This window comes from Motilimonas eburnea, from assembly GCF_021295345.1.
Classification (GTDB): Bacteria; Pseudomonadota; Gammaproteobacteria; order Enterobacterales; family CBDFNC01; genus Motilimonas; species Motilimonas eburnea.
Map to the genome: position 1 here is coordinate 19,796 of NZ_JAIMJB010000004.1, position 14,678 is coordinate 34,473.

Genomic DNA, 14,678 nt, shown 5'->3' on the forward strand with positions numbered 1-14,678 from the left:
AATTGCTGCCAATCAACCTTAAACAACAGGCTCTTGATCGGCGCCTTCCTTCTCTACTTCTACTGGGATCATATGCTCACGAGAAATGCCAAGCCTGATGGCTAATGCACTCGCAACGTAAACCGAAGAGTAAGTACCGACTAAGATCCCCACGAGTAATGCCGTTGCAAAGCCGTGGATCATCGCGCCGCCTTTCACAAACAAAGCGATTAATACAAACAAGGTCGTACCAGAAGTAATCAAGGTACGGCTTAGTGTTTGAGTCAATGAGATATCGACGATCTCTTCTGGCCCACCCTTACGCACTCGGCGAAAGTTTTCACGGATCCGGTCAAATACGACTATGGTATCGTTTAACGAGTAACCGACCACCGCGAGCACCGCAGCAAGTACCGTTAAGTCAAACTCAAGTTGAAATAACGAAAAGATACCTAAGGTTAAGACCACGTCGTGTCCCAGTGCAGCCACCGAGCCTAATGCGAGACGCCATTCAAAGCGCATACTGACGTATAACAAGATACAAGCCAGTGCCACAATAATGGCCAAGCCACCGTTTTCGGCCAGCTCCGCGCCCACGTTAGGTCCCACAAATTCAATCCGGCGCATATCCACGCCCGCTTCGATAGACTCTTGTAAAGCATGCAAAATTTGCTGGCCAATGACCTCGCCTTTCACCCCTTCACGAGGAGCCACGCGAACCATCACTTCTTTAGTACTGCCAAAATGTTGCACGATAGCATCATTAAAGCCTTTGCCCGCTAACACCTCACGCACTTGATTCAAGTCCGCAGGATGTTCAAAGCCCACCTCAATCAAGGTTCCGCCGGTAAAGTCCAGACCCCAGTTAAAACCTTTGACTGCAATCGTAGTGATTGAGGCCAAAACGAGGATCAGCGACAAAATAGACGCAGGCTTAGAGAAGCGCATGAAGCGGATAGTATCGCCAGGTTTTAATATTTGAAACATAGTTGATACTTCCCGTTAAATTGACAGCTTCTTGAGACGTTTGCCGCCCCAAAGCAAGTTAACAATGGCACGAGTACCTACGATAGAGGTAAACATGGACGTCGCAATACCTATCATCAGCGTCACCGCAAAGCCTTTCACGGGGCCGGTTCCCACAGCAAACAAGATGAAGGCCGTGATCAAGGTCGTGATGTTGGCATCGGCAATGGTTGAGAACGCATTACCATAACCTTCGTTAATAGCTTTTTGAATACTCTTACCTTCTAATAGCTCCTCACGGATACGTTCAAAGATAAGTACGTTAGCATCCACCGCCATACCCACCGTTAATACGATACCGGCGATGCCCGGTAAGGTTAAGGTTGCACCTGGTACCATCGACATAATACCGACGATCATGATGATGTTAACGAACAAAGCGGTATTAGCGACTAAACCAAATGCACGGTAGTAAATCGCCATAAAGATCACCACGGCTAGCATACCGTAGATCATCGCGGCCATACCGTTATCGACGTTCTGCTGACCCATGCTTGGGCCGATGGTACGCTCTTCAACAATTTGGATAGGTGCAATTAGGGCACCCGCGCGCAATAGCAAGGCAAGGTTGTGTGCTTCGGCTGGGTTATCAATCCCCGTGATACGGAAGCTGCGGCCAAGCTGTGCTTGAATGGTTGCGACGTTGATGATCTCTTCGTGTTTAACCAGTTTACGCTTACCGTTTTCATCTTCTTGGCCAGTGGGTAACCATTCAATAAACAAGGTCGCCATTGGCTTGCCTATGTTATTTTTGGTTACACGCGACATCTTCGAGCCACCTTGTGAATCCAAATCGATGTTCACTTGCGGACGGCTGTATTCATCCATACTAGAGCGAGCACCAACAATATGATCACCGGTCAACATGATTTGCTTTTGTAACACAAAAGGCTGGCCATCACGGTTTTGATAAACCTGAGATGTCGCAGGTAAACGGCCTTCGACAGCATCACGGACGTCGGTTTTCTCGTCAACTAAGCGAAATTCCAGCATGGCTGTTGCGCCCAAGATCTCTTTCGCTTGTGCCGTATCTTGTACACCCGGTAGTTCCACCACGATGCGATCTGCACCTTGGCGTTGTACTTGCGGCTCGGCAACACCTAGCTGGTTAACACGGTTACGAATGATGGTGATGTTTTGCTCTAAGGCGTAGTTTTTGGTCTCTTTGAGCTTATCTTCACTCATTGCGACTTTTAATAAATACACGCCTTCACTTTCATCATCATCGAACACAAAACCAGGGTATTTAGGTTTTAAGAAGGTTTCGGCATCGCTGCGGGTTTGCTCATCGGCAAAACGTATGATGACACCGTTGGTTTTAGCATCTTCACGCACCCCACGGTAACGGATTTTTTCCTCACGCAGCTCAGAACGAAAATCGCTGACCATTTGCTCTTTGGCTTTGGCTATCGCCGCATCCATGTCCACTTCCATTAGGAAATGAACCCCGCCACGTAAGTCTAAACCGAGTTTAAGCGGGCCTGCACCTATCGCCTCAAGCCAAGCAGGTGTTGCAGGCGCTAGGTTTAAAGCAGTGGTATATTGTGCGCCGAGTAAATCAGAAATCAGCTCTTTTGTTTTTAGTTGATCATCGCGATTAACAAGACGAACTAGGTAGCGACCTTCTTCTAAAGACGAACTTTTCACTTCGATATTGGCTTGCTCAAGGGCGTCGTTAATCTGGCCAGCAATGGCCAACTCAACTTCCGCACCGCGCTTACCGGATACTTGAACGGCAGGATCCTCGCCGTAAAGGTTAGGTGTTGCGTAAAGTAAACCTATGGTGATCACCGCGATCACCATAATGTACTTCCACAACGGATATTTGTTTAACACTGTAAACGTCCTTGTAGACTTATAAAGACTTTAGCGTACCTTTAGGCAGTACTGCGCTAACATAGTCTTTTTTAATAACAACTTGATTGCTCTCATTAAGTTCAATCGTGATGTAGTCGTTTTCGTCAGTTACTTTAACGATACGGCCAACTAGTCCACCCGATGTTAACACTTCATCTCCTTTTGCAAGTGATGACATCAGGTTTTTATGCTCTTTCACACGTTTGTTTTGTGGGCGAAAAATCATAAAGTAAAAAATGGCAGCAAAGACAACCAGCATGAAAATCATAGACATACCGCCACCTTCGGCGCCTGCTGCTGGAGTTGCATAAGCGTTAGCAATAAAAAAGCTCATTATTTTTCCTCGTACTTAACGTAAAAATTATTTTTCTTCTAAAGGCGGAACCGGCTTACCGATCTTGCCATAAAACTCAGTCACAAAGTCGTCTAATTTACCTTGCGCGATAGCATTGCGCAAACCTTCCATCAAACGCTGATAATAACGTAAGTTATGAATGGTGTTTAACCGCGCCCCCAAAATCTCATTACACTTGTCTAAATGGTATAAATAAGCCCGAGAATAATTTTTACAAGTGTAACAATCACATTCGGGATCCAGAGTATTCGTGTCTTCGCGATGCTTGGCGTTGCGGATTTTTATCACACCTTCCGATGTAAACAAATGACCATTACGTGCATTTCTCGTTGGCATCACGCAATCAAACATATCGACGCCGCGGCGCACGCCCTCAACTAGGTCTTCTGGTTTACCCACGCCCATTAAATAGCGCGGTTTGTCGGCAGGAATTTTGGGGGCGATGTGCTCAAGAATGCGGTGCATATCTTCTTTTGGCTCGCCCACAGCAAGGCCGCCAATAGCATAACCATCAAAACCAATATCGGTTAAGCCTACGAGAGATACATCACGTAAATGCTCATAGACCCCACCTTGGATAATGCCAAACAGTGCATTCGGATTTTGTTTGGCATCAAATTGCGCGCGGCTACGCTTAGCCCAGCGCAATGACAACTGCATTGATTTCTCAGCCTCGGCTTCGGTCGCTGGATAGGGCGTACATTCGTCAAATATCATCACGATATCTGAGCCTAAATCGTATTGAATATCCATCGAGCCTTCTGGGCTTAAAAAGATCTTCTCACCATTCACAGGGTTGCGAAAATGCACCCCTTCTTCGGTGATCTTGCGGATATCACCTAAGCTAAACACCTGAAAGCCGCCAGAATCCGTTAGGATTGGGCCTTGCCAGTTCATAAAGTCATGTAAATCACCGTGCTTGCGCATAACGGCTTGACCAGGGCGCAGCCACAAGTGAAAGGTGTTGCCCAATAAGATTTGCGCGCCCGTGTCAGCCACTTCTTCTGGCGTCATGCCTTTTACCGTGCCGTAGGTACCAACCGGCATAAAGGCGGGGGTTTCAACCGTACCACGTTCAAAGACAAGGCGGCCACGGCGGGCTCGACCATCGGTGTTTAATAGTTCGTATTTCATGATTACCTCTTCAAGTCAGAAAAACAGTCCAACCGAATTTGGGTGTAAAAAGGGTGACTTATTCAGCCACCGTGTTTATCGCATTAGCTTTTCGCGTCAAGAACATGGCATCACCGTAACTAAAAAAACGGTATTTATGCTCTATCGCACTCGCATAGGCAGGCATTATATGCTCATAACCGGAAAAAGCGGAAACCAGCATGATCAAAGTTGACTCAGGTAAATGGAAATTAGTGATCATGGCGTCCACTAATTGAAATTGGTAACCTGGGTAAATAAAGATTTGGGTGTCATCAAAAAAAGGCGCCAGTGGTTTACCCTGTGCAAGGGTTGCCTGAGCGGCACTTTCCAGTGAGCGCACCGACGTTGTCCCAACGGCAATAACACGGCCTCCACGTGCACGTGTTGCATTAATTTGGTCGACAACCTCTTGCGGCACTTCGGCATATTCAGAGTGCATTTGGTGTTCAAGTACATTATCCACCTTCACCGGTTGGAACGTACCTGCGCCAACATGTAAGGTGACAAACGCTTGGTCGATGCCTTTCGCCTTGAGTTTATCCAATAAGCCTTGATCAAAATGCAAACCCGCCGTAGGGGCGGCTACAGCTCCCGGCTTTTTGTTGTAAACCGTTTGATAACGCTCTTTATCTGAATCTTCATCCGGTCGGTCAATATATGGCGGCAATGGCATGTGACCAATGCTCTCCAGTACTTCAAGTACGGTTCGCGTATCATCTAGCTCAATTTCAAATAAGGCTTCATGGCGCTGTCGCATCACAGCATTGACCGTGCCTTCTAAAATCAATTTATTACCCGGTTTGGGTGACTTAGAACAACGAACATGGGCCAAAAAGCGCTTGTCATCTAAAATGCGCTCAACTAAAACTTCGAGTTTACCGCCCGACTCTTTTTGCCCAAACATTCTAGCTGGGATCACGCGGGTATCATTAAATACCAGCAAATCACCTGGCAATAATAAGTCAATAATATCGGTAAATTGCTTGTGTGCTATTTCACCTGTGTTGCCATCAAGGGTGAGTAATCGACTTGAAGTACGCTCAGGGTTGGGATAACGAGCGATCAACTCATTAGGTAGTTCAAAAGAAAAATCGGCTACTTTCATTACTGCATACCAAGATAAAAGAAGGCGGTTAGTCTAGGCTTGGGCCTTTTTAATATCAAGTTTTGTATCAGGGAAATCACCACATGAGCCGCAAAGTAAGTCCAGTAAGACACTTAGGTCACCCAATTGGACAAGTGCGTGTCATCACCTCATCGGCGGCCAGAACAATCAGATCGCAAGCATGAGATCAATAACAGACAGGCTAACCCCCACCAAACCATGACGCCGCCACCTCCCCTTGAGACAGGCGCAACCCGGTTATCAGCATGAGCTGCGATACTAAAAGCCAGACGAGCAACGGCACCATTATCACCAAAAGCGGCTAACTCGATTTGATGCACTTGTAAAATATCCCCCACCATAGCCAAATTAAGGGTGCAGCTTTGCTGTGGCATAAGCTCATGGCCAATGCACCCCTGCTCCGCTTCTAAAATGCCTTCCGGAGACAGCTGAACCTGCGTGATCACCACCGCTTGATCTGACGTGTTGGTTAATGTGATGGGTTGGCTCAGTCCCTTGTTAGGTTCATCAGCCTGCTGCTCAAATATCGGGGCATTGCCCCATAATAAAGGCGCTTGCTGCTGCGCAATCCAACTAAGGTATTCAGGAACATAAGTAAAGGCCGCTGGCAGCCCCGTTAAACCACATGCATCAGCAGCCCCAAAACTGACAATACCAAACTGCAGCCTCCCTTCGTTCGTTTCTGTCATCACTGGGCCGCCCGAGTCACCAAAGCAAGTATCCTGCAGGGCTTGCCCTCCGGCGCAAAATACCGCATTGGGCAATGGGCTATACGGACACGGTTGGTAATTGAGACTGACTTGCTTGAGGTAATTAGGGTAATGATCACCTGCTTGGTTATCCGCCCCCCAACCGTAGGCGGTAAAATCCGTATTTCCGAAACTGAATTGGCTCAAACTGCCCGAGCCTAAACGATTGTACTGGCTATTGATAGGATTAATTACATGCAGTAAAGCAATGTCATGGCTTAGGCTGACAGGATTAAACTGTGGGTGAATAATGACCCTGTTAACCTTAGCTCTGCGGTTATAATCCGTTGACCCACTAAGTTCAGTCGCATTAAAAAAAACTTCCAGTTGACTGTCCTCAACACCATCGCGATTATTGTCTTGGCCCTCTGCATTTACGCAGTGAGCGGCGGTTAATAACCAATGGGGAGATAACAAACTGGCACCGCAAAAGTGATAAAGGACATTTCCCCGCCAAACCTGCAAACTCGCTATCCCCACATTCAACTCGGTCACGGCGCTACCACCGACAATTCGCGGCTCAGCATGAGCGGCTTGGCTCACCAGCGTGATGCTTAACATAACCACATTAATGACACCGACACGGCTTAAACAGTTGAACACAGCCATAACCTCACTCCAACAAACCCAATGACCGCGTTGACAACAACGGCGATCACACAGTGATTGCTTAAGCTTAGGCTCTTCACCCTAAATGCTGGCGAATAAATGGTCATTTCCAAGTCAAAAATAGAGGCCGGTAAAGATGTAAAAAATAACTGATATAACAGTGATTAAGCTCATAAATATGATATTGATCAACAGCAAGTTACGCTTCCTTGACTAGATTTAAAGTAACTAAGTAGGAGGGTAAATCATGATTACTGTTGCCGATATTATGACGTCAAGTCTTTACACCCTGAGCCCCCAAGACACCCTTGCCCAAGCAGCCACCTTGATGGCCGAAAAGCGCATTCGCCACATCCCTATCCTCGAAAAGGAAAAATTGGTTGGCCTGATTTCTGAACGTGACTTACTGGCTGCTAAACAATCAACGGTGATTAAAGACACAGGTGAGCATTCACTTTGGTCAACTATCGCACTGCACAAGGTAATGACTAAAAACCTCACCACGGTTGATCCTAAAGCCAGTGTTAAAGCCGCCGCGCTGTATATACAGCAACATAAATTTGGCTGCTTACCCGTTGTCAAGCGAAACAAATTAATCGGCATTATTACCGACACCGATTTTGTTGCGGTAGCCATTAATCTGCTTGAATTGGAAGAATTACATGAACATGAGGAAATTTGAGTGTAATTTTATTTCATTAAAAAGCATGATATTTAAGCGAGTTAGGTAAAACATTAGGCTTATTTGATGGGGTTTTCATGTATTTAGTGATAAAACTACACTTTTACCTTGCATTGTGAGATCTATCACATTAATATTCGCCCCATCATTTATCGACGTATTGATTAGCAAGCCAATGCGGGCACTTCGGAAGTGCGGCAAGATAAACTCCATTAGGCAACATAGGATTTGATCGCTTGATGTAACAGGTTGAATGCCTGTTAGACTATTCCTTGTTTTTTAACCCTGCTTAGATAGCAGGGTTTTTTTTTGCCTACCTGAATGATGCGAAGCAGCCTTGCTCTAACCAATCTTGTTGCCGTTTGTTCACCTCTAGTTTTAGAATCTGGTCATAGTCACTGGCATGTTGTTCCATCAGCGCCTCCAATAAAGCGATCCGCTTGGCTATCCAACGGCAACTGGGGGACAAGTCTTGGTGTAAGGAAAACACCTTGTCTAAGTCAGCCGTTGGCTGATATAGCTCAGGCGCCTGCGTTGGTACTGGCTCTGACACAGTATCAATACTAATTTCAAACTCCATAAAACGCTTTTTCTGCCTGACTTCCGGGGCGGGGGGCTTATCGGTGTAATGGATCACCCCTTTTTCATCTATCCACGAAAATACCGTCTGCGCCGAAGCCATGCCGATCGTCAATATTAACCATCCAACCAACAGAACATGTTTTGCCATCTTACTCTCCAAGGGCAGCTATTTGGATTTCACTGCGCTTGCCAATTGCGTGGCTGTTTAGACATAAAATCAGTTATTTATACTATAGTTTAGAAACGGCATTGAAGAAACCAATCAGCTGACTTGGCAGCTTATTAGACAATTTAGTCGAAACGACCTTAGAATTGATGGGAGCTATCTATATGGGTAAATTATCAAAGAAGCATTACCTAAAGTCACTGCTTAAATTGCAAACCGAACTGGTCACCTTGCAACAATGGGTCGTTGCGAAACAATTAAAGGTCGTGGTCATTTTTGAAGGTCGCGATGCGGCTGGCAAAGGCGGTGTGATCAAACGTATTACCGAAAAACTCAACCCTAGGGTATGCCGTATCGCTGCCCTGCCCGCCCCCAATGACAGAGAAAAAAGCCAATGGTATTTTCAGCGCTATGTGACCCATTTACCCGCCGGGGGGGAAATCGTCTTGTTTGATCGCAGCTGGTATAACCGTGCAGGCGTTGAACGGGTGATGGGGTTTTGTACTGAAGATCAATACTTAGAGTTTTTGCATTCTTGCCCCAAGTTTGAACGCATGCTTACCCAATCGGGCATTATCTTAATTAAATATTGGTTTTCGGTTTCCGATGAGGAGCAAGAAAAGCGCTTTCTTGATCGTATCCACGATCCATTGAAACGTTGGAAGTTTAGCCCCATGGATCTTGAGTCACGTAGTCGCTGGGCCGCCTACTCCGAGGCAAAAGACGAAATGTTTGCTTACACTGACACCACATCAAACCCTTGGTGGGTGGTGAACTCAGACGATAAGAAGCGAGCTCGACTCAATTGTATCAGCCACCTACTCAATCAAATTGACTATCAAGCATTACCCGAGAAAGAAATCGTTTTACCCCCTTTAAATAAAAAGGCGCAAGAAAAGTACCTTCGTGCGCCTATAGATAGTCAAAATTTTGTCCCTGAAGTGTATTAGCTATTTCACTTCAAAGTATGGGTTAAGCAATGACTCTTGGTGGTTGTACAACAAGGCAGAGCCGTCAAGTTGACAAACGGTGGCCCCAGCTCGTTCAGCAACGCAATGTCCTGCACCGGTATCCCAATTCATGGTTGGTCCAAGACGCGGATACACATGGGCGATGCCTTCAGCCACCATACAAAACTTGAGCGAGCTGCCCACTGGCACCATTTCATAGTCACGAAAGCGTTCAAGGTAAGCGGCTAGATCTGGGCTTGGATGTGAGCGACTCCCCACCACTTTAATGGTTTCGCCCGCAACCGGTGCGACCACTTTCAGCGGTCGGGTTTCACCTTGATGGGTTAAAAATGCGCCTTGCTCATCAGCAAAATATAACTTATCTAAAACCGGTGCATAAACAACGCCTAGCACAGGTTTATTTTGGTGGATAAGCGCGATGTTAACGGTGAATTCGCCATTTTTCTTGATGAATTCCTTGGTGCCATCAAGGGGATCAACCAGCCAAAAGGTGGTCCACAGCTGACGCGTTTGCCAGTCGATGTCCGCTGCTTCTTCAGACAGAATTGGAATGGCTGGCGTTAGCGCTTGCAAGCCTTTCACTATGATTTTATGAGCGGCAAGGTCGGCTTCCGTCAACGGAGATTCATCTGATTTAGTCTGAACCGCAAAATCACGTTGATAAATGTCCATGATGGCAGCGCCGGCAGCTACTGCAATGTCGCATACATCCGCGATCGGTTTATCGATTAATGTAGCCATGTTGCTCCAAGTATTGAATGATTTGATCAACGGCTTCAGACAATGGACGTTCGCCATTCTCTACCTTAATTTCTGGATTTTGCGGCGCCTCGTAAACCGAGTCGATGCCGGTAAAGTTAGTGATCTCGCCCGCTCTGGCTTTCTTATACAAGCCTTTAGGATCCCGTTGCTCACAAATATCCAAAGGCACGTCAACGTACACTTCGTTAAACTCGCCCGCAGGTAATAATTGACGCACCATTTCGCGCTCGGCGCGATGCGGTGAAATAAATGCCGTTAACACGATTAAACCCGCATCCACCATTAGCTTAGCGACTTCACCGACACGGCGAATATTTTCTTTTCTATCGTCGTCAGAGAAACCTAAATCGCCACATAAGCCGTGACGGACATTATCACCATCGAGTAAGTAAGTATGAACACCTAATTGGTGTAAGCGTTGCTCTACAGCGCCAGCTACCGTTGACTTACCCGCGCCACTTAGACCGGTAAACCAAAGTACACAGGCTTTTTGCTTTTTCTGTTCGCTGCGCGCCTCTTTATCGATGGCATGTTCATGCCATACTACATTTTCATCTGCCATGGGCATCCTTGTATTAATTCGTTAAAACGGGAAAAGCCATATGATCATCGACAATGCGGTGACGGAGTACACCAAGGAGATCGGAATGCCGATACGTAAATAATCCTTCAGCTGATAATTACCCGCACTGTAAACCATTAAATTTGTTTGGTAGCCATAAGGGGAAACAAAGCTACAACTGGCCGCAAAAATCACTGCCATGATAAATGCTGTCGGATCAACGCCATAACCAACGGGGATGCTGTAAGCAACAGGAAAGGCTAACGCTGCCGCCGCATTATTCGTGATCAACTCGGTCAGTAACAAGGTAAATAGATACACCGCAATAAGCGCCCCTATTAACCCCCAATCCGCAAAATAGGTATGGACAAAGTTGCCCATCATTTGTGCTAAGCCGCTGCTGGTTAACAATTGTGCTAAGGTTAATGCCGACCCCACAACCACCCAAATATCAAACGGAAAGCGTCGCTTCACTTCATTCCAAGTAATCGAGCCAGAAAGTACACAGCCGATAAGCAGGACCAGTAACCCTTTTAAAAGGGGTACCATTTCAAGTACGGCGAGGCCAATCACAGCTGCAAAGCCTAACATCACCCCCGTGCTGCGATATTTATCTAATCGAGTGCTGGCATCCACACCACTGACCACTACAAACTCTCGATTTAGCCGCTTAACCTTATAAAAGTCGCGCCCAGGTGCCAGTACTAAGGTATCCCCTTCGCGTAAAATAATATTACCTAAACCACCTTGCAAAGGGGTATGGCCGCGACGAATAGCCACCACCACAGCGTCAAACTCCTCACGAAAATGACATTCCTTAATGCTTTTACCTTTTATCTCTGCACTGTGACTCACAATCACTTCTACCAAGTTTTGACCTTTCAACTGGTTTTCTGCAAATAAGTCTAAACCGGGGAAGTCTTGTAATATGCCCACACTATGTACGGCACCACAAAACAGTAATATGTCATTTTCTGCTAATACATCTTCCGGAGAGACCGGACAAATGCGTTTGCCATCACGGATTATTTCCGCCAAAAAGAGTTGTTGTAGGTTACGCAGATTGTTTTCGGCAACGGTGCGCCCTATCAAAGGCGAGCCAGCGTTGACTTTAGCTTCTAAGAAATAATCCGCTTCTTCGGGGGTATCGGCTTGTGTATCCGGCAGTGACGGACTCAAAAGCATGATCATGACCAATCCCACCACAAACACCACAATGCCGATCAGGGTGAAGTCGAAAAAGCCAATACTGGGTAACCCTGCGTCCATCACAAAACTATTGACGATCAAGTTAGTCGAGGTGCCAATTAAGGTTAAGGTGCCACCAAATATCGCAAAATAGGAAAGGGGAATTAACAAACGTGAAGGCGGATGATTGCCGTTGCGTTTGATGGCGCCAATTAATGAAGCCACCACCGCGGTATTATTGGTGAACGACGACAAAAAAGCCGTCGATACACCCATTTTCAATAACACTTGCAACATGCTACCCGTAGACAGCTGTTGGCTGATCCAAGAGATCAGCCGTGTTTTTTCTATTGCCGCTGATATCATCATCAGCAGCACCAACACCAATAGCGAGGAGTTGGAAAAGTTAGCCATCATGCTCGGTAATTCGATCATGCCGGCTAGGTAACAGACGATAACGGTGACGCCAAACAGCAGAGCTGGTTTTAACTTAGACGCTATCAATAGCGTGATCAGTACAGCTAAAACACCTAATATCCCTATCTGGTCTAGCGTCATGTTCCATTACTCCGCTAGCTTACTGATATCAAGCGCCTGCCAGTGTGGGAAGTGCTTGCGAACCAAGGCATTAAACTCCAGTTCAAATTCACTAAACTCATGATTAAGCGCTTTAGCATCTGCCGCCTTAGTGATCATACCCGCACCTACGGTAACGTTGGTTAAACGGTCGATAACAATAAAGCCACCGGTGTCACGTACATCTTGGTATAAATCGAATGCCACTTGCTCTTCTAACTGCACCACACAAGAGGCAATCTCGTTCAGTTCAAGTTGCGTCGCCTGTGATTGCTCTAGGGTATTCACGTCGACTTTGTAGCTGATGCTTTCAATAAAACCAGGGGTTTTCTTACTCGCTAATTTAAAGTCATATTGGCGACCCGGTACCATGGCATCGTCTGCCATCCATACCAAGTTGGCTTCAAACGCACTACTTAACTGCGCTTCTGCACCCGTTTTAACGATCACGTCGCCACGGCTGATATCGATTTCATCTTCAAGGGTGATCGTCACCGCTTGTCCGGCAAATGCACTGTCTAGTTCACCATCAAACGTGACAATGGATTTAACCGTTGATTTTTTACCTGAAGGCAGTGCCGTGATCGCATCGCCCTTAGCAATTGAACCGCTAGAAATCGTCCCTGCAAAACCACGGAAGTTAAGGTTTGGACGGTTAACGTATTGCACTGGGAAACGGAAATCTTGTTTTACTAGCTCACCTTGAACCTGAACCTGCTCTAAGATGTTCAGCAGTGGCTCACCTTGATACCAAGGCATGGCTGGGCTCTTAGAAACTACGTTGTCGCCTTTAAGGGCTGACAGCGGTACGAACTTAATATCGCGCTCACCCAAGCCTTTAGCGAACTCAAGGTAATCTTTCTTGATTTCTTCAAAACGAGCTTCAGAAAACTCAACCAAGTCCATCTTGTTAATGGCTACAACGAAATGCTTAATACCCAGTAACGAGGCGATAAAGCTGTGGCGTTTAGTTTGGGTTAATACGCCGTAACGCGCATCCACTAGAATAACCGCTAGCTCACAAGTAGAGGCACCTGTTGCCATGTTACGCGTGTATTGCTCATGCCCTGGGGTGTCAGCAATAATGAACTTACGCTTAGCCGTCGAGAAGTAACGATATGCTACGTCAATGGTAATACCTTGCTCGCGCTCGGCCGCTAGACCGTCCACTAATAGGGCAAGATCAAGCTCTTCGCCTGTGGTCCCCATTTTTTGGCTGTCAGAATGCAGTGATGCAAGCTGATCTTCATAAATTTGCGCACTGTCGTGTAGTAGACGACCAATGAGGGTACTTTTACCGTCATCCACGCTACCACACGTCAATAGACGTAATAAGCTTTTGTGTTGTTGTTGGTTTAGATATTCTTCAATACCAACGCTGCCAATTTCTTCTGCAATTACCGTATTCATGTTCTGTTCCCTTAGAAATAACCTTCGCGTTTCTTCAGCTCCATCGAGGCTGCTTGGTCACTGTCGATCAAACGACCTTGACGCTCACTGGTCTTGGCTAGCAACATTTCTTCGATGATTTCAGTTAACGAGCCCGCCTCTGATTCAATCGCGCCCGTTAGTGGGTAACAACCAAGGGTACGAAAACGCACTTTCTTCATTTCAGGTACTTCACCTGGCTCAAGTGGCATACGCTCATCATCAACCATGATCAAGGTGCCATCACGCTCAACAACAGGTCGCTCAGCAGCAAGGTACAGTGGAACAATTTCGATGTTTTCTAGGTAGATGTACTGCCAAATATCTAACTCGGTCCAGTTAGAAAGTGGGAAAACACGGATGCTTTCGCCTTTGTTCACTTGGCCGTTATAGGTGCGCCAAAGCTCAGGACGTTGGTTCTTTGGATCCCAACGGTGGTTTTTATCGCGGAAAGAGTAAACTCGCTCTTTAGCACGTGATTTTTCTTCATCACGACGCGCACCGCCAAAGGCTGCATCAAACTTGTGTTGGTTTAGCGCTTGCTTAAGGCCTTGGGTTTTCATGATATCGGTATGCTTTGAACTGCCGTGTACAAACGGGTTAATGTTCATGGCTAACCCTTCTGGGTTTTTATGAACAATCAGGTCAAAGCCGTATTTTTCTGCGGTGCGATCGCGAAATTCAATCATTTCTCTAAACTTCCACGTGGTATCCACATGCAGTAAAGGGAATGGGATCTTACCTGGATAAAATGCTTTACGGGCAAGATGCAGCATCACTGATGAATCTTTACCGATCGAGTACATCATCACAGGGTTGTCGAACTCGGCAGCCACTTCACGAATAATGTGGATACTCTCAGCTTCCAACTGTTTAAGGTGTGTTAACCTTTGTTGGTCCATTTT

At 46.4% G+C, this 14,678-nt stretch carries 14 protein-coding genes; 2 read left to right on the plus strand and 12 right to left on the minus strand.

Annotation, left to right across the window (positions count from 1 at the left end; genetic code table 11):
• Positions 1-18: 18 nt before the first annotated feature.
• The 6 genes from secF to K6Y21_RS04990 all read right to left on the minus strand — a co-directional run bounded on the left by secF (position 19) and on the right by K6Y21_RS04990 (position 6,856).
• The gene (gene secF / locus K6Y21_RS04965) at positions 19-966 is read right to left on the minus strand and encodes a protein translocase subunit SecF (RefSeq protein WP_233070671.1); all 948 of its coding nucleotides are present in this window, start codon (positions 964-966) and stop codon (positions 19-21) included.
• Positions 967-981: 15 nt separating this feature from the next.
• A complete protein-coding gene (gene secD, locus K6Y21_RS04970; protein ID WP_233070672.1) occupies positions 982-2,841 on the minus strand; it encodes a protein translocase subunit SecD in 1,860 nt (619 codons plus the stop codon).
• Between the two features lie 19 nt (positions 2,842-2,860).
• Positions 2,861-3,196 carry a preprotein translocase subunit YajC gene (yajC, locus tag K6Y21_RS04975; protein ID WP_233070673.1) on the minus strand — a complete coding sequence of 112 codons (336 nt, stop codon included), beginning with the start codon at positions 3,194-3,196 and terminating at the stop codon, positions 2,861-2,863.
• A 27-nt stretch (positions 3,197-3,223) separates the two neighbouring features.
• Complete coding sequence (gene tgt, locus K6Y21_RS04980; RefSeq protein WP_233070674.1) at positions 3,224-4,351, minus strand: tRNA guanosine(34) transglycosylase Tgt; 1,128 nt, start codon at positions 4,349-4,351, stop codon at positions 3,224-3,226.
• 58 nt (positions 4,352-4,409) lie between these two features.
• Positions 4,410-5,477 carry a tRNA preQ1(34) S-adenosylmethionine ribosyltransferase-isomerase QueA gene (gene queA, locus K6Y21_RS04985; protein ID WP_233070675.1) on the minus strand — a complete coding sequence of 356 codons (1,068 nt, stop codon included), beginning with the start codon at positions 5,475-5,477 and terminating at the stop codon, positions 4,410-4,412.
• 149 nt (positions 5,478-5,626) lie between these two features.
• Entirely contained in the window at positions 5,627-6,856 is a 1,230-nt protein-coding gene (locus tag K6Y21_RS04990) for a S1 family peptidase (RefSeq protein ID WP_233070676.1), read from the minus strand.
• Between the two features lie 247 nt (positions 6,857-7,103).
• On the opposite strand from K6Y21_RS04990, the gene K6Y21_RS04995 reads away from it, so the two are divergent.
• Positions 7,104-7,538 carry a CBS domain-containing protein gene (locus tag K6Y21_RS04995; protein ID WP_233070677.1) on the plus strand — a complete coding sequence of 145 codons (435 nt, stop codon included), beginning with the start codon at positions 7,104-7,106 and terminating at the stop codon, positions 7,536-7,538.
• A 313-nt stretch (positions 7,539-7,851) separates the two neighbouring features.
• Here the strand turns inward: K6Y21_RS04995 and K6Y21_RS05000 are convergent, their stop codons facing one another.
• Positions 7,852-8,268 (minus strand): DUF4124 domain-containing protein, encoded by a 417-nt coding sequence (locus K6Y21_RS05000; protein ID WP_233070678.1) that lies wholly within the window; start codon positions 8,266-8,268, stop codon positions 7,852-7,854.
• A gap of 182 nt (positions 8,269-8,450) precedes the next feature.
• Between K6Y21_RS05000 and ppk2 the strand changes: the two genes are divergently transcribed.
• The gene (ppk2, locus tag K6Y21_RS05005; RefSeq protein WP_233070679.1) at positions 8,451-9,236 is read left to right on the plus strand and encodes a polyphosphate kinase 2; all 786 of its coding nucleotides are present in this window, start codon (positions 8,451-8,453) and stop codon (positions 9,234-9,236) included.
• Here the strand turns inward: ppk2 and cysQ are convergent, their stop codons facing one another.
• The 5 genes from cysQ to cysD are packed head-to-tail and all read right to left on the minus strand — an operon-like array spanning position 9,237 to position 14,675.
• Complete coding sequence (gene cysQ, locus K6Y21_RS05010) at positions 9,237-9,998, minus strand: 3'(2'),5'-bisphosphate nucleotidase CysQ (protein WP_233070680.1); 762 nt, start codon at positions 9,996-9,998, stop codon at positions 9,237-9,239.
• A complete protein-coding gene (cysC, locus tag K6Y21_RS05015) occupies positions 9,979-10,581 on the minus strand; it encodes an adenylyl-sulfate kinase (RefSeq protein WP_233070681.1) in 603 nt (200 codons plus the stop codon). Before cysC ends, cysQ begins: the two co-directional genes overlap by 20 nt.
• Positions 10,582-10,602: 21 nt before the next feature.
• Entirely contained in the window at positions 10,603-12,327 is a 1,725-nt protein-coding gene (locus K6Y21_RS05020) for an SLC13 family permease (RefSeq protein WP_233070682.1), read from the minus strand.
• A 6-nt stretch (positions 12,328-12,333) separates the two neighbouring features.
• Positions 12,334-13,755 (minus strand): sulfate adenylyltransferase subunit CysN, encoded by a 1,422-nt coding sequence (gene cysN, locus K6Y21_RS05025; RefSeq protein ID WP_233070683.1) that lies wholly within the window; start codon positions 13,753-13,755, stop codon positions 12,334-12,336.
• A gap of 11 nt (positions 13,756-13,766) precedes the next feature.
• Positions 13,767-14,675 (minus strand): sulfate adenylyltransferase subunit CysD, encoded by a 909-nt coding sequence (gene cysD / locus K6Y21_RS05030; protein WP_233070684.1) that lies wholly within the window; start codon positions 14,673-14,675, stop codon positions 13,767-13,769.
• Positions 14,676-14,678 lie beyond the last annotated feature (3 nt).